The sequence below is a fragment of the Photobacterium ganghwense genome, from assembly GCF_017329545.1.
Taxonomy (GTDB): Bacteria; Pseudomonadota; Gammaproteobacteria; order Enterobacterales; family Vibrionaceae; genus Photobacterium; species Photobacterium ganghwense.
Genome location: NZ_CP071325.1, coordinates 1,831,297 through 1,853,662, shown reverse-complemented (window position 1 = coordinate 1,853,662; position 22,366 = coordinate 1,831,297). Strand labels below are relative to the sequence as shown.

General features: G+C 49.0%; 14 protein-coding genes. 9 read left to right on the top strand and 5 right to left on the bottom strand.

What is annotated here, in order from left to right; genetic code table 11:
- The first annotated feature begins 70 nt into the window (after positions 1-70).
- Positions 71-994: a LysR family transcriptional regulator gene (locus FH974_RS08540; protein WP_047885500.1), complete on the top strand. Its 924-nt coding sequence runs from the start codon at positions 71-73 to the stop codon at positions 992-994.
- A gap of 118 nt (positions 995-1,112) precedes the next feature.
- Here FH974_RS08540 and FH974_RS08535 read toward each other — a convergent pair whose 3' ends face one another.
- From FH974_RS08535 to bcsE, 4 genes are all read right to left on the bottom strand, one after another.
- Positions 1,113-1,922, bottom strand: a complete 810-nt coding sequence (locus FH974_RS08535) for a YjjW family glycine radical enzyme activase (RefSeq protein ID WP_146149650.1) — start codon at positions 1,920-1,922, stop codon at positions 1,113-1,115.
- A 183-nt stretch (positions 1,923-2,105) separates the two neighbouring features.
- Entirely contained in the window at positions 2,106-3,737 is a 1,632-nt protein-coding gene (gene bcsG / locus FH974_RS08530; protein WP_207103183.1) for a cellulose biosynthesis protein BcsG, read from the bottom strand.
- Positions 3,738-3,749: 12 nt separating this feature from the next.
- Positions 3,750-3,911, bottom strand: coding sequence for a hypothetical protein (locus FH974_RS08525; protein ID WP_207103182.1), 162 nt, complete (start codon positions 3,909-3,911; stop codon positions 3,750-3,752).
- Positions 3,908-5,491, bottom strand: a complete 1,584-nt coding sequence (gene bcsE, locus FH974_RS08520; RefSeq protein WP_207103181.1) for a cellulose biosynthesis protein BcsE — start codon at positions 5,489-5,491, stop codon at positions 3,908-3,910. Before bcsE ends, FH974_RS08525 begins: the two co-directional genes overlap by 4 nt.
- A gap of 468 nt (positions 5,492-5,959) precedes the next feature.
- Between bcsE and FH974_RS08515 the strand changes: the two genes are divergently transcribed.
- The 7 genes from FH974_RS08515 (at position 5,960) to FH974_RS08485 (ending at position 19,230) form a co-directional block, all read left to right on the top strand.
- Positions 5,960-6,166, top strand: coding sequence for a hypothetical protein (locus FH974_RS08515; protein ID WP_146149649.1), 207 nt, complete (start codon positions 5,960-5,962; stop codon positions 6,164-6,166).
- The gene (bcsQ, locus tag FH974_RS08510) at positions 6,163-6,945 is read left to right on the top strand and encodes a cellulose biosynthesis protein BcsQ (protein WP_207103180.1); all 783 of its coding nucleotides are present in this window, start codon (positions 6,163-6,165) and stop codon (positions 6,943-6,945) included. The genes FH974_RS08515 and bcsQ overlap by 4 nt, the downstream gene beginning before the upstream one ends.
- 3 nt (positions 6,946-6,948) lie before the next feature.
- Positions 6,949-9,585 (top strand): UDP-forming cellulose synthase catalytic subunit, encoded by a 2,637-nt coding sequence (gene bcsA, locus FH974_RS08505; RefSeq protein WP_207103179.1) that lies wholly within the window; start codon positions 6,949-6,951, stop codon positions 9,583-9,585.
- Positions 9,575-11,863 (top strand): cellulose biosynthesis cyclic di-GMP-binding regulatory protein BcsB, encoded by a 2,289-nt coding sequence (bcsB, locus tag FH974_RS08500; protein ID WP_047885495.1) that lies wholly within the window; start codon positions 9,575-9,577, stop codon positions 11,861-11,863. The genes bcsA and bcsB overlap by 11 nt, the downstream gene beginning before the upstream one ends.
- Positions 11,860-12,999 (top strand): cellulose synthase complex periplasmic endoglucanase BcsZ, encoded by a 1,140-nt coding sequence (gene bcsZ / locus FH974_RS08495; RefSeq protein ID WP_047885494.1) that lies wholly within the window; start codon positions 11,860-11,862, stop codon positions 12,997-12,999. Before bcsB ends, bcsZ begins: the two co-directional genes overlap by 4 nt.
- A 50-nt stretch (positions 13,000-13,049) precedes the next feature.
- A complete protein-coding gene (locus tag FH974_RS08490; protein ID WP_047885702.1) occupies positions 13,050-16,814 on the top strand; it encodes a cellulose synthase subunit BcsC-related outer membrane protein in 3,765 nt (1,254 codons plus the stop codon).
- Positions 16,815-17,361: 547 nt separating this feature from the next.
- Complete coding sequence (locus FH974_RS08485) at positions 17,362-19,230, top strand: L,D-transpeptidase family protein (RefSeq protein WP_084712566.1); 1,869 nt, start codon at positions 17,362-17,364, stop codon at positions 19,228-19,230.
- 207 nt (positions 19,231-19,437) lie between these two features.
- On the opposite strand, the gene FH974_RS08480 is transcribed toward FH974_RS08485, so the two are convergent.
- Positions 19,438-20,394 carry a TerC family protein gene (locus FH974_RS08480; protein WP_047885492.1) on the bottom strand — a complete coding sequence of 319 codons (957 nt, stop codon included), beginning with the start codon at positions 20,392-20,394 and terminating at the stop codon, positions 19,438-19,440.
- 451 nt (positions 20,395-20,845) lie between these two features.
- On the opposite strand from FH974_RS08480, the gene FH974_RS08475 reads away from it, so the two are divergent.
- Positions 20,846-22,270: an FAD-dependent oxidoreductase gene (locus FH974_RS08475; protein ID WP_047885491.1), complete on the top strand. Its 1,425-nt coding sequence runs from the start codon at positions 20,846-20,848 to the stop codon at positions 22,268-22,270.
- Positions 22,271-22,366: the final 96 nt, after the last annotated feature.

Sequence of the window (22,366 nt, the reverse complement as noted above, 5' to 3'; positions counted from 1 at the left end):
AGCAGGTTCACTGCTGGCTTTTTTCACGTTTAAACGTCCTTTGTTACCACTGTTCAGCCAGAGAAGGGTTATGGATCTTATCAAGCTGTCGCGTGTCAGTATGAAACACCTCATCACTTTGCATGTCATGCTGGACACTCTGAGCGTGACGGTGAGTGCTGAGCGGCTATGCCTGAGTCCTTCCTCTGTCAGTAAAACCCTGAGTCAGTTACGTGAAAGCCTCAATGATGAGCTTTTCTACCGGCACGGTAATCAGTTGATTGCCACACCGCTGGCTCGTCGGCTGGGGCCAACCGTGCACCAGATGATAAATGAAATGAACCAGATGCTGACGCAGGAGGCATTTGATCCGGCGTCTTATCAGGGGCGGTTTTCTCTGGCGATGCGTGAAAGTACATTTGAATTGCTGGCTGCTCGATTGTCCGCGCGGGTATTGAGTCAGGCTCCGGGCATGAGACTGGAAATCTGTTCGCGGGATAGTATGGGGTTCGATAGCCTGAGTAAAGGTCAGTTGGATTTTATCATTTTGCCGCATGACAAAAGCCAGCCGCCCAGCTCGCAGAGTAACCTGGTCTGGGAACGTTTGCTGGATGACGAGATGGTGTGCCTGATGAGGCCTGAGCATCCGCTGGCCGCTTATTCGTTAACGATTGATGATTACCTGCGATTTAACCATGTTGGCATCTCTGATGGTGAACTCGCGGTGCCATATTTTGAATTGCAATTGGCTCAGCAGCACCGACATCGTCGGGTGTCAGTACAACTGCCTGATTTTGGCAGCGCAGCAGTCATGTGTCACGAAAGCGATTTGTTGTTCACCTGCTCGAAAAAGTGGGCGGAAACGGCGCGGCAGGCTAAGGGCTTAGTGGTTAAATCCCTGCCGTTTGATTACGGTGAAGTGGCTTACTCACTGGTGTGGCATCAGCCCGGCATGAATGATCCAGCCCAGCGGTGGCTCTATGAGCAGATTGTCCATGTTGCTCGCGAGAGCTAATCACCAGAGTTCCAGCCATCTGCCTCTTTATTGAAAAGTGATACTATTGAAAATCGAAAGCATTGAAAAGTGAATGAATGGAGCGGATGGGTCGGAGCGAATGCACTGCCTTGCCACATTAGCTCTTCCTCTTTTCAAGCCCGCTTTGGCAGACGCTGGTTATTCCCAGTAACCTGAGTTGTTCAGTAAATTCGACTGCTTGATAGTGGGTGCAGATATCCCAGTTCACTACCTCACTATCCATACCATGATGCTGAAATCGATTGATTTGAATCTGCGCTCTATCTGGTAATTGTCCTAAACAACGGGCAAGCTCAATTAACTCTTCTTCAAAATCTGTGATGCCCGGAATATAAAACAATTTCAGCGCTTCCACTTTGTCATGACGTGACAGTAAAGCAATTGATCTAATTACTCGGTGCTGATCTCGAGCGGTGACCCATTGGTGGGTATCTGCTTGCCAGGTTTGAAGATCAATCATCGCTCCATCCATAAACGGCATCAGTCTCAGCCAGCCTTCCTCACTGAAACAACCGCTACTGTCGATCAAGCAAGTCAAATGACACAGTGCCGGACTGTTTTTGATGGCGGAGAAAAGCGCCACCGTCAATTCTAACGCCAGATCGGCTTTCAGTGTTGCCTCATTACAGCTAATCGTGATGCCAGATATAAAAGGTAGCTCGCGATGAATATGCGTCAATGCCTCTTCAACGGACAGTGCAAAAGTGTTGGCAGCAGGGTCGCACAGGCAAGATGGAACCCGGTAACTCACAACATCTGTTGAGGGGAGAGAAGACGAAGGAGTATGGCAATTGGGACTGCGGGAACGGCAATTTTGCAGATACAGTGCTAAGCGGTTGCCCGGTGCGCTGTGGCAGGAAAAGTGCAAAATATCACTGCTAATGGTAGTTAGAAGGTCAGGTTTCATTGTTCTTTCCGATGTAAATGATGACGGCAGGAACGATAAAACGGCTCAGCATACGCGGCCAGAAGGTTAAATAGAGTTTAGCCTGAGGTTGCAGTACTCATCCGGCGGGTTACTGGATGAGTACTGTGGTCTTTCAGTCAGTCGAATGATCTATTCCTGGCTGACTGAGGTACGTGGTTTGCGTTATTTAACCGGGTATTCACTCCAGCTTGATTCATCCAGCGTGACATAATACTTGCCATTTACTTCCATCATCGTAGAACCAGAGTTTTGAGAAACCATACGAGTTTCAGGCAGACCCTTAGTTAAAGCGATTGGAGAATAACGCTTGGTTTTATAAATGTCCTGTTCAAGGATGTTCGCCACCAACTGAGATAAAGACAGATAACTGGATGGTGCCTTCACTGCGACGCTGTCACCAATACGTTCCATCCCTTCACCAAAGATTTTTAGCCCTACTGGTGTGTGAACAATGGTCGGAGCCGGTATTTCACGCATACCGGAGATTTGCATCCGATCACCACGCATACCTGCTCCGTGCTCTGGAACAAGTGCGACCACGATGTTGCGTTTTGATGCCTTCAAGGTCTGGAAGAAATCGTACAAGTCATCCAGTAAATTATTGAGGCGTCGCTTGTAACTCACCATGGAGGTTGACGAGTTGGCGCTGATGATACGGTTACCGTCATGAAGCGAGATGGTATTGTACAGAGCCACAACTTTGTCGCTGTTACTGGACAAGCGTTCGTTCCACCAATGATTTAAGACTTGCTTATCCCTGAAAATTGTCGAGCCATCAAATGACTTCTGGTAAGGGGTTAATCCCGTCTGAGGCATCATATTGGCTTGCAGATTTCCGTTTTTCTGGATCAAATCCAGGAAGCTGTCAAATACACCGTTATGGTTCAATAACAGGTTTTCTTCAAAGCCCAGGTTTTTCAGGTTGTCGAAAAGGTAGCACTGTTGAGTTGGTGCAGGTTCAAAGAGCGCGTCTTGCTCTTGTTGGCCACAGCTGGCTCGAAGCAAACGAATGACCGCCGGACCACTGTACGAGGTAGCAGCACTGAAATTATCGAACATAATGTCGAATTCTTTGAACAGGGGATGGTCACCAAGGCCGGTAATTTCGATGTCATCCCAAGCAACAGAACAGATACTGAGAAACAACAGATCAAACGGAACATCGTTGCTGCTGTCTGCACTGAAGTTAACCTGACGAGCTGATTCCCGTTCAAAGAAGTCCGCTTTAAGGTTGTTTAGAACACTGTCATTGATTTCAACAGGTGTTGTTGTCATGTTTCCTTTGCTACCGGCCGCAGTACCTGTTTGCTGGTTTGTGATCGGCGCTGCCACCACGGTTTGTGCTGTCTGCTGTTGGGGGATGCTGATGTACATCATGGTTGCTACAACAAGTACCGACACACGCAAAAACTTACTCAATATGTAATAGGCCGTACAGAGCACGAACAGCACGATCATTACCTGATATGTGACAAGTCGTCCCAGTAATTCGATGAGATAAGCGGTTTCAAACTGCAGCAGCTGACCGGTTTGTGCCCATAGCCGATCCAACGGGGGCAGGTATGAATCGTAGTGCATCAACCAGACAGCCAATGGAACCGCAACGATATGGCGGGTCACATTGATTGCTTTCTGACGCAGTGGAAACAAGATCAACAGTAGCAGAGCAAAGTTCTCGACAGGGTGGAAGTCTATTACCCCCTGTAAAAACAAGGCAATCTTGATAATAAAGTACATGTTCCACCAACCAAGTCCCTGCAGTAGGGTTGGGGTGTTTTTCGAAGTGGTCGTCATTGTCTGGTTGTCTTATTTCTTAGTAGTCATATCTTGTTCAAAGTAACGCGAACGTTTGAGATTTCGTTGATAAAAGCGTTTACCGCTCTCAATTAAATCCCGAATGAAATAACCTACAAGCAATCCTATGGTTAAACTAATTCCGGTTGTGAGTAGGAAATCATTAATATTCATGCGCTCACCTTAACTGAAAGCGGTTTTTTGACGGCATAAAGTGATGGCGTGTTTTCGTTTGATGTTGGTTTTGATGAGAAAATACGTTTCTCTGTAGCCAGCATTGAAACTTCTTCAGAAATTATCACTTCATTTTCATCAATCTTTTTGAGCTCAATTTCGATATCATGGTGATTCTCGAAAGTTCGAACAGAATGGAACAAATCCCTCACCGGAAACTCAAAAATATTGTTTAGCGCAATATTAATGTCATCTTGCCTGATTGCACTAAACAGAACATATAGCGCTTTATCACTCGCAGTAATAACATCGCCATCGCGGCGAATATGACAAAGACGTAAACATTCTTCTGCATTCATACCCGGAAGTAACTGAAGGCGAATTAACGCAAAGCGAATATTAGATTGTAGGGATTTATTCAATACGTCCCGACAATAATGTGTAAAGTCGCTATTGTGTAAATATCCTTTTCGGCCGAACTTTTGATCATATTTAAGCAACTCTTCAAGACTCTTTGGCTGAGGACGGATAAGTATTTGTCCTTGAATAGCTTCAACCTGTGTCATGAATCTTACGAATGGCACCTGGAAAGGTGAGATCAGATTCACCCCCGCCCGCATAAGAAACTTTTCATCCGCGTAACGTAAACACTGACTGGTTTCACGAATAATGATTTTGAGTTGATTACCAGCTCGGTTACGAAGTTGGAAGCAATCAATCGTTAATTGACGGATCTCGCTCTGACTGCTGCAACTGAAAATCACCGTAGAAGCACGCGGACTCTGGAGTAAGCCTAATAATGCTTTATTGTTCTCTGCGATATACACGCCTTTGGGCGGAATAGTATTATCGCCAAGTACATCTTGACTCAGATACATACGCTCACTGTCTGCTTTATCTTCAATTAGCATGCTTGGTGCTGCACTTTCATTCGTCTCGGCAATAATTTCGCCATTTTCGAGCCGGGACAAAATATACTCAACATCTGACTTTACACCGTGAGTGTTAGACCAGAAATCCACCAGGTAACTGTAACGGTACTCGTCCAGTACGGTCATCGTTGCGAGACCTGATAAATAACTGTTGGCTGTTAGCAGCTTGGGCTTTAGCAGGGACAGTGCCAGTGAACCGTATATAAAAAGTTGTACTGTTGCTGTGTGTTTTTTTGAAAAGGAGTTGAACCTTTTCAAAAAATCATTAATTTCAGCATCACTGCTATTTGAAAGTAATGCGTCAGGAATAAGAAGAATAAAAATGGATTTATTCTGAATTTTAATACGGCACAGATCTTCAGATAGATCAGAAATATTAATTAACTTTGATGAGTATTTAATATTAAGGAAATAGGTATTCTTTATTCGTGAATTGACGCAAGCATTAAATTGCTCTTGGCTGTGGTTGTTTAATCCCGAATAAAAGGATTCTTTATCAGAACAGCTTGTAAAGGTAATGTTATCTTCAACAGAGCAAGAATTTGCAAGGTAATCGATTGCTAAGCTTTTATGTGAAAATAAATTGACATAAACAGATCTCAGCTGTTTTTCGCTTGTAATAGCTGTTAGGCCTTGGATGCCAGACATAAAAATACCTTAAATTCTTGCAACTTAAGAAAGGTTATAGCCTTTCAGTTAGTGCCTTTAAACGTCTTCTGACAGAATTTTATCATTAGTGACAAAAAAATGGCGCTTTAATCTTAAACTAAATTGATAAAAATTAAAAATAGATATACAATTTTGCGCAATAGTTGTTAATGGATAAGTAAATCAATTAATTACAAGCAAAAAATCACAAGTAATTATATTGTCAGGGATAATATCATTCTTAATGATGTGTTCTTATCAGATTCATCCTCTTTGATGACAATGCTTGTGATGTGCAGAACTAAGGTCTCAATTCTACCATATTGTGTTGATTCTTGTTTGTGACTTGATTACAAAAACTTAACAGTGTGGTTTTTCATGTAGCGTGCCTAGCTCAAGCTTCTTCTTAGTATTTTCGTAAGCAACATCAAGGTTGCGTTAACCCTCTCATATTAGTGGATGATTGTTGTGTCAGAATCAGCAAAAGATATTAATGCGATCTATGCATCATATAAGGTGAACAATCACCAGTACATTGAAATTACAGAAAAGGAAGCGTACCTGCGGGCTCGTCGTAAATGGCTGGTATTGCAGTCAAATGAAGATATCGCTTCAACCCATACAGACCAGAAAGGGCATTCCTTTGCTGGCACTGAACAACAGGATACTGTATGAAGCGACTACTTTTTGTCAGCCTAAAAGGTGGATGCGGCGCAACGACAGTGACCGCCAACCTAGCTCAGGCTCTGGTTAAGATCAACAAGCATGTGCTGGCGATTGATACGGCGCCGGCTAACCTGCTGCGCCTTCATTTTGGCCTTCCTAATTTTACTACTGACGGATGGGCACACCATCTGTTCAAAGGGCTCCCATGGTATGAGGCTGGCTTTGAGAGTCCTCAGGGTGCTGCCTTATTACCTTTTGGCCAGTTGTCACCGGAACAAAGACAGCAATTTGACGCTTCGCGCGAACAGTACTTGGTTGACCTGAATAAGCAAACCTACCTGCTTGATTCTGCCGACAGGGAGCAATGGATGTTGTTTCATGCGGAAATGTCCGATCTGAATGCTTCATACCTGACAGAAGCTGTGGCATCGATGGATGCGGTGTTTGTTGTTGTAACGCCAGATGCCGTCAGCTACACGGTTTTACAGTCATGGTTAGAGTCGCATCCTGCGGCAGAGGTGTTAAGCAAACAAGGCAAGCTGCGATTTATCGCCAATAAATACCAGCCAGAAACGGAAGTTGGCCGCGATTTTATGCTGGTACTGAAACAGGAACTGGCTGGTCTTCTGGTCCCGGTTATAGTTCATCAGGATACGGCTCTCATGGACAGTGTCGCCAACCTAACGACAGTTCAGCACTATGCGCCGGCAAGTCAGGCGGCAAAAGATTTTCAGTCGCTGGCATTCTGGTGCGTGTCGTTTCTGTCCTCACATCAACTTGATGACTAGATTATGTTTCGTAGCCTGAATCTCTTTTTTCAGGACTGGATTGTTGACCAGTTCAAAAAGCAAAAGCGAACTTACGAACGTGAGTGGGATTGCCGTGCGTCCTGGATAGGGGAGTGCTGTCTGACAATCTGGCTCAGCTTTGCCTTTATCTTCTTAAAACCAACAATCGCAGGTGTTCCGTCATGGAAACTGCCGTTGGTGTATTTCCCGCAGATTAACTTTGCTGCACCGGGGTTACTGGATCCTCTTCGCTTTATCATCCAGAGCATCTGGCTGCTGTGTTTCAAACAGCAGGCGACGATGGCTTTTCTTGAGCGTTTACATCTTCTGGCCGGTAAAGCATTGGATGTCCTGACAGAGTGCTTCTACCTGCCTTTTGAATTCATTACCAAAGGTGTGCAATGGCTTGAGATGAAGGCGAATCAGGCGAAATCACCTGAAGTTCGAGAACAGATGAAAGCCAGTAAGTCAGCGATGTTGCTGAATTATCTGTTGCTGTTTGTGGTTGTGTTCCTGGCACTGCTGTGTTTTACCGTACCATTTGGGTATCAGGCGCAAATCGTTTTTGTTCTTCTGTTGTGGTCGTTGGCGATGATGTTTCGGCGCATGCCGGGACGTTTCCCGACGATGTTGCTGATCATTTTGTCGGTCACCGCGTCGTGCCGTTACCTGTGGTGGCGTTACTCTTCCACGCTCAACAGGGATGATCCGCTTGCCTTGTTTCTAGGCGGCATTCTATTACTGGCAGAAACCTATTCCTGGGTCGTGCTGATTCTGGGCTATTTCCAGAATATCTGGCCGCTGAATCGCAAGCCTGTGGCATTGCCGGATGATCAGTCTTTATGGCCAACAATCGACATTATGATACCGACTTACAACGAAGATTTAGACGTTGTAAGGGCAACTGTGTACGCCTCGCTGGGGGTCGACTGGCCGAAAGATAAGCTGAAGATCCATATTCTGGATGATGGTAAACGCGACAACTTTCGTGAATTCGCCAAAAGTATTGGGGTGAATTACATCCGAAGGCCAACGAACGAGCATGCCAAAGCCGGTAATATCAATTACGCCCTGAAGCAGACCAGTGGTGAGTACGTTGCGATCTTCGACTGTGACCATATTCCAACCCGGGCCTTTTTTCAGCTCACCATGGGTATGTTTCTGAAAGATCCGAAACTGGCGCTGATTCAGACGCCACACCACTTTTTCTCGCCGGATCCGTTTGAGCGCAACCTGTCTAACTTCCGAAATGTGCCGAATGAAGGCAACCTTTTCTATGGCTTGATTCAGGATGGTAATGACTTGTGGGATGCAACGTTCTTCTGTGGTTCTTGCGCCATTTTGCGTCGTGAACCGCTTGAAGAAGTTGGCGGGATTGCGGTTGAAACGGTAACGGAAGATGCGCACACGTCGTTACGTATGCATCGTTTGGGTTATCACTCTGCGTATCTGAAGCAGCCGATATCAGCAGGTTTGGCGACAGAGACCTTGTCAGCCCATGTGGGGCAGCGGATTCGATGGGCGAGGGGGATGGCGCAGATCTTCAGGGTCGATAACCCCTTTAAAGGTAAAGGGCTGAAATTGTCCCAGCGCTTGTGTTATGCCAATGCCATGCTGCATTTTTTATCGGGCATACCACGGATTGTGTTTTTGATCGCACCACTGGCTTATTTGCTTCTGCACTCTTATGTGATTTATGCACCGGCATTAGCAATTATTCTGTACGTGCTGCCGCATATGATTCACGCCAGCATGACTAACTCGCGGATGCAGGGCGATTATCGCTACTCATTCTGGGGTGAGGTGTATGAAACGGTGCTGGCCTGGTATATCGCAAGGCCAACCACAGTTGCTTTGTTTGCGCCGCATAAAGGAACCTTTAACGTAACCGCGAAAGGTGGTCTGGTCGAGAAGTCACATTACGACTGGGTTATCTCCCGGCCATATTTGGCGCTGGTTGCGCTGAATATTTTAGGTCTGGCAGCCGGTGTTTACCGACTCGGATGGGGGCCGCAGGACGAAATTGGTACTGTCATCGTCAATATCGTCTGGACGCTATACAACCTGTTGATTCTGGGGGCTGCTGTCGCAGTGGCTGTAGAAGCCAAGCAAGTACGTAAAGACCATCGCGTTGAAGTTTCTATCCCTATTGCCGTTCGACTCAATTCCGGGCATTTGGTGCAGGCGGAAATGAAAGATTTCTCTCTGGGTGGTGTGCGCATTCAGATGAGTGAATCTGAGGCTGAAATCGGTTTGTTCGAGAATGGGCAGCCGCTGGACGTCGTGCTCAATCGTGGCGGCCATGAGTATGTTTTCCCTATGGTTGTCGCTTACGCGCGCAATGGTATCGTTGGATTGCAGTTGTCTGAACTAACTAACCAGCAGCAAATTGATTACGTTCAGTGTACGTTTGCCCGCGCGGATACATGGGCAAAATGGCAACAGAGTTATCAGTCAGATAAGCCTTTGTCGAGCATGCAGGCCGTTCTTCTTGTCGGGCTTAATGGTTATAAGCGATTGCTTAAGCACAGTCCGAAGCCGGTTACCGTTTGTGTCAGTGCGGTAATGGCAGGTTGCAATTTTATTTGGTCATTACGACCTCGAAATGTCCCAAACAGGACCATTATTCATGAAAATTAATAAAAAAATAACAGCGCTTACTGCGGCATTAAGCCTTGCCTGTCTGGCAGGTGATGCTGCCGCTGTGGAAGTCAGTCAGCTTTCTTCAGTTTCCAACGATCAGTCTCAAACACCTGATGCTTCCCTTGTTATCAAGAAGGTGATGCCGTTTAACCAATTGGGCTTTAACCGCTCGATTGCGATGTTGGGCAGTGAGGCAAACGCATACATTGGCTTTGGTTCCCGTCTTGATGAGGTGGTGTCGAAGGCTAACTTGTACTTTGATGTGACACCGTCACCTGCATTGTTGTCACTGGTTTCGCATATCAAGGTGTACCTGAATAATGAACTGATGGGTGTCACTTCCATTGAAGATGGTCAGCAGGGGAAAAAGCTCAGCCTCTCGATGCCTTTGGATACGCGCTTTTTCAGTAACTTTAACCAGATTCGTTTTGAACTGATTGGTAATACCAAAAAAGAGTGTTCAAACCCGAATGACTCCAGTATCTGGGCCGAAATTAGCCAGAGCAGCCGTATCGAAATGTACGTGCAAAAGACGGAACTGGAGAGTGATCTGAGTTTACTGCCAGCGCCTTTCTTTGATGTGCGTGATTTCAGCCCGCTGAATCTGCCGATTATCATGGGAGATAACTATTCGCTCAGTGAAATCAAAGCGGCCGGGGTCTTGTCATCCTATTTTGGCTCGTTAGCCGGTTGGCGGGGCGCTCACTTTCCGCTGAGTTTTGATAGCGTTCCTGAGCATAACGCCGTGGTATTTGTCAGCAATGACAACAAACCGGCGTTTCTGCGTGATTTTCCTGATGCTGATGGCCCACGCTTGCAGATCATCAGTCATCCGACAAATCCGTATGTCAAACTGCTGCTGGTGATCGGCCGCGACAGCAATGATCTGAACACGGCAGTGCAGGGACTGGCGCTGGGTAACCAGTTGCTGACCGGTCCCATGGCTAAAATCAACGAGGTCAAGCAGATTAAGCCTCGGGTGCCTTATGACGCGCCAAACTGGGTTAGCACCAGTCGCCCGGTCGCGTTGTCAGAGCTGGTTGAACAAAAGAGCATGCTGCAGGTAGAAGGTCGGACACCGCCGCCGATCAATGTCAGCTTGCGTCTGCCGCCGGATCTGTTTACCTGGCAGAGCCGAGGTATTCCGATGGATTTGAGCTACCGCTATTCACCACCGACTAAAGATAACTCAGGGTCGCGCCTGACGCTGAGCATTAACGATCAGTTTGTGGAAGCCTTCAACCTGACCACTTCAGGACAGGGTGGTGATTCCAACCGCGTTCGTGTCCCTCTGCTGGATGACAGTTTTCTGAGCACTAACGATCTGGTTCGTATCCCGGCGTTCAAAGTGGGCAGTGAGAACCAGATTGAGTTTGAATTTGGTTTTGCATCGGTGACTGACGGGCAATGTCTGGTCACGCAACCGAGCAAGCAATATGCTGTTATTGATGGCGATTCGACCATCGATTTCAGTGGCTTCCCGCATTACATTGAAATGCCGAACATGCGTGCCTTTGCGACGTCCGGTTTCCCGTATACGCGTATGGCTGACTTGTCTGAAACCGTGGTTGTCATTCCGCAAAATGCCTCACGTGAAGCGTTGCAAACGTTTATGAATGTGATGGGCTCTCTGGGCGGTGACTCGGGCTATCCGGGCATTAAAGTCACGTTAACGGATCAATGGGATAAAGCGGCGCTGAAGAATAAAGACATTCTGAGTATTGGTGTGGTGCCAGAACTGAAAGACGCTGCGCAAAATGCTGATCAGGTCAATCTGGTTCTGCAAGCCGGAAAACGCCAGATTCTGTTGCCGGGTAAAAACGAACAACAGCTTGGCTTGAACTGGATGAATCCGTCCAATAGCAAACAGGATGCCGCTGATTTCGTCTCTGTTGAGGCGAGCGGTTCGTTTGCCGCCATTACGGGCATGGAATCCCCATTTACGCCAAACCGTACTCTGGTCTCCATTATGGCATCCAAACCGGCAGACTTTGCCGCGGTGGATCAGGCAATCACTGATTCCGGTAAAGTGGCACACATGTTTGGTTCTGTGGTGACGCTGCGTAATGGTGAGGTCGCCAGTTACAACGTTGGCTCGCACTACTATATGGGTAAATTACCGGTATGGCAGCTTGTCTGGTATCACTTCTCAAATCATCCGGTGATCGTTGCTTTCTTTGCTGCTCTGCTGGTGGTGATTGTGACTATCGTACTGTGGCGGGTACTGCGTCAGATTGCCCAGAAACGCACTGAAAATACCGAGGACGAAGAATGAGAAAGTGGATTGCGATCCTGACCATGATGCTTTCGTTACAGGTGCTTTCGTCACAGGTGCTTGCTTCCCAGGAACTGGCGAACAGTTGCGACTGGCCGCAATGGGAGCATTTTAAGTCTGTCTACATGAAGCAGGGGCGGGTCATTGACGGGAGTGATGCCCGTCTGATCACCACTTCTGAAGGGCAGTCGTATGCGCTGTTTTTTGCTCTGGTCGCGAATGACAAACAGGCATTTAGTGACGTGCTGGACTGGACGCAAACACACCTGAGTGGTGGTGATTTAACGGCTCGTTTACCGGCTTGGCTGTGGGGCCGCAAGCCAGATGGTCAATTTGGTGTGCTGGATGCCAATCCGGCCTCTGATTCTGATCTGTGGATCGCATATTCACTGGCGGAAGCCGGGCGTATTTGGGACAACTATTATTATCAGTCGCTGGCTTACCTGCTGGCCAGCCGGATTTTGCGTGAAGAGACAATTACGCTTGATGGTATCGGAATGGTATTGCTTCCGGCACCGGAAGGGTTTGCGCAGGGTAATGGTGAATTCCGGATTAATCCGAGTTATCAGCCGCTTCAGCTGGTTGCAAGAATGCATTCCCTGTACCCGCAGCCGGAATGGGCATCCTTGTATCAATCCAGCACCGCCATGTTGATGAAGACGATGCCCGCAGGTTTTAGTCCTGATTGGGCAAGGCTGAAAGGCGGGCAATATTCAGCAGATGCTGAGACTGGACCGGTAGGCAGCTATAACGCCATTCGTACCTATTTATGGGCGGGGATGCTGGATGATAGTGTCGAAGAAAAAGCGCGCTTAGTAAAAGCCATGCAGCCAATGGTGAAGGCAACAATCGAGTTGCAAGCGCCGCCAAGAGAAGTGAATACCGTTGAAGGGACTTATTCCCAATCTGGAAGCGCCGGTTTTTCAGCGGCTATGTTGCCATTACTGGCCGCTTCCGGCCAGCAGGCTGTCCTGGCTTCACAGGCTGACCGGGCATCAGCAGTGTTTAACCACGACCGTTACGATCACTACTATGACAATGTGCTGGCGCTGTTTGGTTTAGGCTGGCACAACGAGCGTTATCGTTTTGGTCCTAAAGGCGAACTTCTTCCTTCATGGAGTAATCAATGCCAGTAAGGACAGGTCCAGCTTTAAAACCAGCCGTAAAAATAAGTGTAACGCATCTGATGCCTGTTGCTTTGGGGGTAAGTAGCCTTTTTTCCTCCCTGAGCGCACACGCCGGTATCCAGCAGATTTCGACGGCACCTTTAACCAAGGCTCAACTTGAGGCGGTGTATCAGCCGGTACAGCCAGCGCAGTTTGCGACGGCTGTGCCTCGGGTTAACTCGGTGGAGTGGTTGTTGAATCAGCTTAAGCTGGCGGATGCGGTCGGACGGGATGATATTGTCGAAAGCACGCTGGAACGATTATTCGCCATTGAAGAGAATCATCCTGCCGGGCTTTATTATGAAGCCAATATGTACCTGAAAAGGCAACAACCCGAACTGGCCCAGCAGGTTTATGAGCGTCTGAAAAAATCAGCGCCTCGCTCAAGCCACACTCAGGCGTTAGGCGTCATTCTGGCCCTTCGCGGTAAAGACAGGCTGGCCTATCAACATGCCCGCTTACTGGCGAAATCAGGTCGTTATCAGGAAGCGCTTTCCGCGTATAACACACTGTTTCCCCAAGGAATGCCGTCACCGGCATTGCAGCTGGAATACCTCCAGCTGGAAGGCAATCTGAGCAGTCGCTGGGCGGACGTTAAACGCGGGCTGGAACGCCTGAATGCTGATTACCCGGGAGTGCCGCAATATCAGCTGGCACTGGCCAATCATATTATGAAAGAAAACCCGGCGGATCCCTGGGTGCTGAACACTTATCGTCAGCTTGCCTTTACCCCGGGATTGGGAACGACTGTCCGTAATTCATGGATGAGGGCTTTGGATATCGTTCCTATCTCGGCCGACGTCGTTAAGCAATACTCTTTGCTTGCCAGTTATTTTCCTTCGGACATGGATCTTCAGCGAGCCAGTCAGGGAGCGGCTAAGCGATGGGAAATCGAGCAGGAGCTGAGGAAAGATCCGACTTATCTCGCTAAGCTGAGAGGCTTGAAGCTGCTGGATGAAGGGAAAAACGCGCAGGCGGAAAAACAGTTACGTTACGCTTTATCGACACGACCTCAAGACCCTGACATTCTTGGCGGGCTGGGGTTGGTTTACCTGAGAGCGGGCAATCAAAAGCAAGCGCTCAATTATTTCAAGCAGGCGCTGGCGCTGAATACCAACCCGGATACGCAGTCCAAATGGGAGAACCTGGTTCAGACGTCGAGTTACTGGACCTATCTGGACGACGGGGACAAGTTTGCTGCGCGGGGCAATTTTTCCAAGGCTGAGCAGCGCTATAAAAGCGCCATCACCATCGATCAAAGCGGGCCTTACGCGTTTACATCGCTGGGTGCGTTATACCTTCAGCAAGGTAAGTACGCTGCCGCGGACAGGTATTACCGTATGGCACTTGAGCGGGATAAGCTCAATGGCTCAGCGCTTCGTGGTCGTCTTGATGTGCTGTTAGAGCAGGATGATGCTGTTGGAGCTCTGAAACTGGCGCAACGCTATACTCCGGCGCAACAATCTGTGGTTGCCGATAAAATGGCGGCTATTCAGTCGGACACTATTTTGCGCAATTTGCGTACAGCCATGGCGAATGATGACAGAGCCGGGACAGAGAAATATCTGGCAGCGTTGATTGAGGTTAATCCAACGTCACCGTGGTTACGTCTGGATATCGCCAATGTGCTGCTGTCTCTGGGCGAGCGATCCCGGGCTGATGCACAGATGAAGCGATGGGCGGCCGAGACTGCGGATCCTGAAATGCAGTTTGCGTATGCCTTGTATCTCGCGGATACCGAGCAGCCGGATGCGGCCATCGCGGCACTGGAACGTGTGCCGGTAAACAACCGTACTGAGTCGATGCAGCGCAATCTGATCCGGTTGCAACTGAACCGTGATCTTACTGATCTTCATAAGCAGTATGCGATCTCCCCGTCAGCGGTCAGAGAGACACTTCATCGTCTGGAGAAACAGTTTGCGGGTCAGGTTCAGCCTCTTTCTCGTATCGCGAATGCATGGGTAGATGTAGGGCATCCGCAAGAGGCGGAACGTATATACCGAACGTTACAGCCTTCCGGTAGCTGGGACGCTGATGCGCATTTGGCGTATGGCGGGCTGATGGTCAGTCTCATGCATTTTGCCGATTTTGATCGCTGGTACAACACTCTGTCCCCTCAGCTCACGACAGGAAAACGTTCAGTTTCCGACAAACTATCAGCCTCTGAATTGAGGGAACTGGATGCTCTCCAAACCCGACGTTGGTTGGCAGAGGCCGATATTCTTTTGGCCCGTCACGATGCAAAACGTGCCTTTGACGGCTACGAAAAAGCGTCATCGGAGCAAGAGCCATATCAGACTCAGGGCCAGATAGGTATGCTTCTGGCTGCCGCAGAGTTAGGTGATAAAGCGCGCTATCCGAATTTGGTGGCGGCTTTAGATGCTAAGCGCCATTCACTTAGTGCGCGTCAGCTTATGGCTGCTGCGACAGTGCTACATCGAGTGGGTTATCAACAAAAAGCCAGTGAATTTAACGCATTGCTGGATAGTCGGTCGGACGCTGATGCCATGGACTATCGCGACAGTATGGCCATTGCCATGGACAATCAGCAGTGGAACCTGGCTGAAATGCGGGCCTATCAGGCATTAAACAGCGATCGTATCGAAAAACGCAAAGACACCGCAGTGGCTAAGTCTGAAACACCAACGCCCAGGGAGCTTTACGACACAGCAGACGATTACTGGTTAACCCGAAACGTTAAAACGGATATTGATAAGCTTCGTGATCGTACTGACGGCCATATTCTGATTGGTTGGGATTACAGCGCCCGTGACGGTGAAAATAAATCCAGTCAGATACCCATTGAAGCACGTATTCCGGTTACCCAATGGGAGGGGCATCTTCTACTGAGAGCGGATTATATCTCTGTCGATTCCGGTGAGCTGGGCTATTACGACAAAAATACTGACAAAGATATCACCAGATTCCGTAACAAGGCATCCGGTATGGCGCTGGGAGTTGGCTGGGAAGCCGAAAACTGGCGAGCTGACATAGGCACGACCCCGTTAGGTTTTAATCATTCGACCTGGGTGGGCGGTCTAAGTGTGGATGGTGATCTCGGAGATATTGGCTGGACGGCAACGGTATCGCGCCGTCCGGAGACCAGTAGTACGCTCTCTTATGCGGGAATGACGGTCCCTTCAGAGGCTTCAGACCCAGCCGGCACAGAATGGGGCGGTGTTGTACGAACCGGCGTGAAATTCAATGCCAGTTGGGACGACGGCGGATCTTACGGGTTCTGGAGTAGTGCGCAGTTCCATTTTATGAATGGTGAAAAGGTGGCCGACAACACGCGCCTGGGGCTGCTGGGAGGGGCATATTATAAGCTTATCGCTACCGATGATCGTCGCCTGAGTGTCGGGACTAACCTGATGTATCTCAGCTATGACAAAAATCTCAGCGAGTATTCGTTACTGCATGGTGGTTATTACAGTCCGCAAAGCTATTTTTCTATCTCTTTGCCGGTTAATTACTATGGTCGTTATGACAATACCTGGTCGTACTTGATCAGTGGCTCGGTATCGAACTCCTGGACGCAGGAAGATGCGCCTTATCTATCCAGTGGTCAGTCAGATACCGGAGGTGGTTTTGGTTACTCGCTGCAAGCTGCTTTAGAAAAACGAGTCAGTGAACGTTGGTATCTTGGGGCATCCTTTGATTTGCAACGGTCAGATTTTTACACGCCGAACCATTTTATGTTCTATGCCAAATATACCTTCAATGATCGCTGGCAGCCTATTGAGTTTCCACCAGCGGTACCGAAGCTATACAGTGATTTTGACTAACGCAGGCTGACTTCACATTCTGCTAAATGAACATGTCAAGTAGGGTGATTTAATGATGGGGGGCAGCCTCCATCATTTATCTGACAGATCTTATTCCCATTTTTTCGTCATCTTGTCTCAAGTTGTTTCAAATTTTTCTTCAGCCATTATTCTGATTATTTTTGCTGGACTGTTTTCTCAATGTTTACCCAATTTGTATCTAAAGTTTGCTGCGTGATAGCGACGGGGTTCTTGATTATTTCGTTTAGCTGAGAGTTATATTCATCAAATCCTGAAGTGAAAAAAATACAATCACTGTTTTCTATATCTGAAATCCAACGGTTTTGATCACGAATTGGTTTATCCCCATGAAAGATTGAGTGCAACGAGATGATAATATATGCGTTGTGTCTCATAATGTTGGTGATAATCATGACTATTTACTTGTCATGATGTCAAAAATTTGACTAAATATAATGAGAAGTAAATCACAATCAGGATGATTGATTACAATAACTCCCTCAAGGATTGAGCATTAAAAAGCATTGTTTAGCTCAGGGTACCAGTGATGTCTTGCTACCGACACCGACCAACCGCACTAAGTTTGTTAGCACTTGTGATAGGTGGTTATGCGCAACAGGCGCATTCTCTCGAGTCTGTTTCTGAACGTACGTCCGGCACTTCTTATGTTGTCTCCTCCGTGACGACTGTTCCGGGACAAATAAAACTTGTTCCATCTACTGACAGTGGCCCGGTGATATCATCGCCGGTGCGTGCTGCTGTCAGCCGACAGACGACGCCGGAAAACCCGCCCGCAGCGAGTGACGCTTCACGGTCGACGACGGCCAGTCACAAAGGGCTGGATTTCAGTCTTCTGGGTGCGAAGCCACTCGACAGCGTGGCGGCGTTGTGCCCGCATTCGGCGGCACAAGTGTGCTTTGCCGGGCCGGTTAATCGTATTTATGACATCAATGGCTACATGCCGCTTTGGAACACGAAAGCGTTACGTGATGCACTGTTTCTGCGTCTGACAGCTTTGGGTTACGCAGGTCTTGCGCCGGGTATCGAGCAGCGTGTGAAAGAGCTTAAAGAGCGTGAGCATGACAATGATCAACGGGGCTTTGATATTTTAGCGACCGACAGCTATCTGGTGTATCAGGCGTTTATCCGTCAACTGAAAGCCCAACCCAGTCGTCTGTTCCGCCATCAGTCGTTACTGCCCATTGAGCGCTCTGCACTGACGACACTGCCAGTCTCGGTGATCACCTCGGGTATTAATGAATCAACGCTGCTGAATGAATTGCAGGGTCGCCCGACGCTAACAGAGCAAATGTCACGTGTTGTTCGAATGGCCGAGAAGTACCAACGCTTACCGGCTCACCACTATACGCCTAAGGGGCGGGTGCTGGTGAAAAAAGGGCAGGTGATCCCTCTAGGCCATGAAATGCTGGATGTGTTGGTTGCGTATGGGGATATGAGCAGTGAGGTGGCTGACCATTATCGTGCAAGTCGTCAAATTCTCAATGACGGTGAAGTGAATCAGGCGATTCGCCGGTTCCAGCACCGCAACGGCATGGCAGATGACGGTGTTATTGGCCCGGCGACAGCGAAACAACTGGCGCTGCCGTATAGTGAAGTTGCGCGCGTGTTGGCGCTGAACCTGCACCGCAGTCAACTGGTCGCCAGCGGGGAAAACCGGCCGAGTATCCGGATTAACATCCCGGACTACCGTATGGAAATCGCTTACCACGATCAAATTGTGTTCGAGTCGAAAGTGATCGTCGGGCGTAATTCCCGTCCGACAAACCTGTTTTCATCGGCGCTGAATGTCATGGTGGTCAATCCGAACTGGAATGTGCCGGAAACCATCAAGAAAAAAGATGTGATTCCTAAAGCGAAAGCATCAACGGATTATCTGCGGAAGAAAGATCTGAAGATCATCCGCAGTTGGCGGGATCGCAGCGAGATCTCACCGGATCAGATCGAGTGGGCAAGCGTCACCCCAGAAACTTTTCCGTATGAGTTTATGCAGGGGCCGGGGCCGACAAATTCACTGGGGAATGTGAAATTCCTCATGCCTAACGACTACGCGATTTACCTGCATGATACCCCGGCGAGAGGGTTGTTCAACCGCTCTAAACGTAATCTGAGTTCGGGGTGTGTTCGGGTTGAAAAAGCGGCGGATCTGGCCCGGTTTATCATTGATTACCAGCAGCGGCCAAGCTGGCGCAGTTACGATAAGCTGGTGGCGGGCAGTTCCACGGATACTATCAGCTTGCCGCGAAGAATTGATGTAGACATGACCTATCTGACGGCATGGGTTGATGATAATGATCAGTTGCAGATGCGGGAAGATATCTATGGCTATGACCGGCCGACGGATGAGCCGGCTGATCCTGTGTTCTCGACAATGAAGAACTATCGTTATACCCAGTGATCGTGTCAGTCTCTGTGATAGTCAGCCACGCTTGACCGATGGCCGTCAACGAAAAAGAGCCCTGCAAATGCAGGGCTCTTCTGTCTTTGTATCATGGGGCAGTTTTTCTGTTTTCTGGCTTGCCATGCAGTTGCCCCCGTTTTTTTGGGTTTCCCGTTACTCAGCATGCCGCTATTCGCTCAAGAGTGTAACGGGTGCTCACGGACTTTAGTTGGATTCAGGCGCTTCAATACGTCGGGTTTTACGTAACGACGCGACAATCGCGACGGTGATAGTCACCACGATTACCCCTAGAGACACAAGGGTCGGGATGGCGTACGGCGTTTCCATCAGTAGCATTTTCACCCCGATGAAGCTCAGAATGAATGCCAGAGCCGGGCGCAGGTAGCAGAACCGGCTGAGCATGCCTTCCAGCACAAAGTACAGCGAGCGCAGACCCAACAGGGCAAAGACGTTCGCAGTCAGTACCAGAAACGGCTCTTTGGTGACAGCAAAAATCGCCGGTATTGAATCAAGGGCGAACATGACGTCTGTCATCGCGATCACCGCGATCACGATAAACAGCGGTGTTGCCATCCAGCCTTGACTGTCTTTAACCAGGAATCGGTGGCCTTGATAGCTGTCGCTGACCCGGAAGCAACGTTTAACCAGCCGGACCGGCAGTGACGTTGAAAAATCCTGATCCTCTTCTTCGTCTTCCCGCCACAGTTTGTAACCGGTGTAGAGCAGGAATGCAGCGAACACGTACAGAATCCAGTGGAACTGAGTCAGCAACTCAGCCCCGACACCAATCATGATCGCGCGAAGCACCAGTGCCCCGACGACCCCTAGCATCAGTACCCGAGGGCGAATCGCTTCCGGTACCGCAAACTGGCTGAAGATCAGGGCGAAGACAAACAAGTTATCGACACTCAGGGATTTTTCAAGCAGGTAGCCGGTCAGGAACGCGGTCGCGGCTTCACCATTGGTATAGCTGCTGTCCGGCGCCATCATCGGCCAGTAGAAATAAATCACCACGTTGAAAATCAGTGCCAGCCCGACCCAGAACAAGCTCCAGATGGTGGCTTTTTTGATCGTGACCTGGCCATTTCGGGTTTGGTATAAATCGAGCGCCAACATACACAATGTCAGCAGGGCAAACCCTTCGTAGCTGATAAGACTCATGAAAATCTCCTTTCACAGGTGCGCGAAAGGGGCGGGATGATGAGACGTGCCAAGACCTTTCGCGCATGAAAACACAGACACAGTTGTGTCAGTTCAATGGCGTTGGTCTCGTCAGGATGGTGGTTCCACCCTCGGCTGCCGGAAGCGTTGGCTTCGAGATGACGACAGACGAACTAAGGTGACTACTCCCCAAAGCGGGCGCATTCTAAGAAGAAAAAATAAAATACGCCAGTACTTTTTCAGCCCGTATCACTTTTTTGCCCTTGGTGTTGCTAAGTATCGCATCAAAGGAAAAGTAACTGGCTGGTGTTTTCAGTTATACGCTGTTTGTGAAGGATTGTCATTAAGCGTTCACAGTTGGTCGCTAGAGTGCCTTTAACAAATTTGGTCTATACCAATTTACTATCGTCATTCTAGTTCTGACAACAGCTGAGCGGGATAACAACACTACATGGCAAAGGACAAGCAACACAACGGGACTGCCAGCCAACCTTTCTGGTTTGCACAGGCAATGAAGCAGGAGCAGGGCGCTCAACCGAACGTTTTAACCAGCGATATTCAGACCGATATCTGTATCGTCGGAGGCGGGTACACTGGATTGTGGACGGCAATCAATATCAAACAGCAGCAGCCAGATCTGGATGTTGTGATTATCGACAAGGGATTGTGCGGAAGCGGAGCCTCCGGGAGAAACGGTGGCTGTATGCTGACCTGGTCAACAAAGTACCTGTCGATGAAAAAGCTGTACGGTGAAGAAGAAGCGGCCCGTCTGGTTGCGGCCTCGGAGCAGGCCGTTTATGAATTGGAAGCATTCTGTCAGGCCCACAACATAGATGCGCAACTGCGTCGCCATGGCGCCTTGTACACCGCAACCAGTCCGGCTCAGGAAGGCAGCATGGCCTCGGTGATGGCTGCGCTGGATGAGAAGGCGCTGAACAGCTGGCAGGCGTGGCAGGCCGACAAAGTCAAACGAGCCGCCGGCTCCGATTTGCACAGCGAAGGCTTCTATTCGCCCGCTGCCGGAAGTGTACAACCAGCGATGTTGGTGCGGGGCCTGAAGCGGGTAGCGGAGGAGCTGGGTGTGATCATTTACGAGAATACCCCGATGGAGAGTATCAACACTGAGGTGCCGGTGACCATTTCAACACCCCAGGGTGAGATTTATGCCCGCAAGGTGGTGTTGGCGCTGAATGCCTGGATGACAGAGCAGTTTCCCGAGTTCAGGCGCAGTGTGGTACTGGTCTCATCCGACATGGCGATTACCCGACCGATGCCGGACAAACTGGCGTCAATCGGGCTGGAGGATGGTAAAGCCGTGGTTGATTCCCGCACATTTGTGCACTACTACCGGACAACGCCGGATGGCCGTTTGATGTTGGGGAAAGGCGGAAACCATTTTTCGTTTGCCAACCGCATCAGCCCGGTCTTTGATGAACCCAGCCGTTACCAGTCTTTGTTGCGTGGGGCATTTGACCGCTTCTTTCCGACGCTGAAAGCGGAGAAATTTGTCGCCACCTGGACCGGGGCCTCAGATCGTTCTGTGACGGGCATGCCGTTTTTTGGGCGCATGAAACAAAATTCGGACATCATTTACGGATTGGGATATTCCGGTAATGGCGTGGTGCAGACCTGGATGGGGGGAAAGATCCTCTCTGCGATGGTACTGGATCTGGACAATGAATGGAGCCGGTGCGGTTTAACAACCGGACCGAAAGGGTACTTCCCGCCAGAGCCTTTCCGATGGACCGGTGCCATGCTGGTGCGAAATGCGATTCGACGTAAAGAAGCGGCGGAAGACGCAGGTAAAACCCCGCTGTGGCTTGATAAGCAGTTGGCTAAACTGGCCAATGCTGCCGGAAAGACAGATAAAGCATAACCGCCATTTATCGCTCTTTTTTGGTGGTGTTGCTCCGTTTGCTTGCTTGCAATAAAAAACACCGCCATGTCGGCTGGCCCCGACAGGCGGTGTTGG

Bases quoted from the DNA above. Each gene is read 5' to 3' on its own strand.
- FH974_RS08540 (WP_047885500.1), top strand. From the start codon at position 71: ATGGATCTTATCAAGCTGTCGCGTGTCAGTATGAAACACCTCATCACT.
- FH974_RS08535 (WP_146149650.1), bottom strand. From the start codon at position 1,922: ATGAAACCTGACCTTCTAACTACCATTAGCAGTGATATTTTGCACTTT.
- bcsG (WP_207103183.1), bottom strand. From the start codon at position 3,737: ATGACGACCACTTCGAAAAACACCCCAACCCTACTGCAGGGACTTGGT.
- FH974_RS08525 (WP_207103182.1), bottom strand. From the start codon at position 3,911: ATGAATATTAATGATTTCCTACTCACAACCGGAATTAGTTTAACCATA.
- bcsE (WP_207103181.1), bottom strand. From the start codon at position 5,491: ATGTCTGGCATCCAAGGCCTAACAGCTATTACAAGCGAAAAACAGCTG.
- bcsQ (WP_207103180.1), top strand. From the start codon at position 6,163: ATGAAGCGACTACTTTTTGTCAGCCTAAAAGGTGGATGCGGCGCAACG.
- bcsA (WP_207103179.1), top strand. From the start codon at position 6,949: ATGTTTCGTAGCCTGAATCTCTTTTTTCAGGACTGGATTGTTGACCAG.
- bcsB (WP_047885495.1), top strand. From the start codon at position 9,575: ATGAAAATTAATAAAAAAATAACAGCGCTTACTGCGGCATTAAGCCTT.
- bcsZ (WP_047885494.1), top strand. From the start codon at position 11,860: ATGAGAAAGTGGATTGCGATCCTGACCATGATGCTTTCGTTACAGGTG.
- FH974_RS08490 (WP_047885702.1), top strand. From the start codon at position 13,050: ATGCCTGTTGCTTTGGGGGTAAGTAGCCTTTTTTCCTCCCTGAGCGCA.
- FH974_RS08485 (WP_084712566.1), top strand. From the start codon at position 17,362: ATGTCTTGCTACCGACACCGACCAACCGCACTAAGTTTGTTAGCACTT.
- FH974_RS08480 (WP_047885492.1), bottom strand. From the start codon at position 20,394: ATGAGTCTTATCAGCTACGAAGGGTTTGCCCTGCTGACATTGTGTATG.
- FH974_RS08475 (WP_047885491.1), top strand. From the start codon at position 20,846: ATGGCAAAGGACAAGCAACACAACGGGACTGCCAGCCAACCTTTCTGG.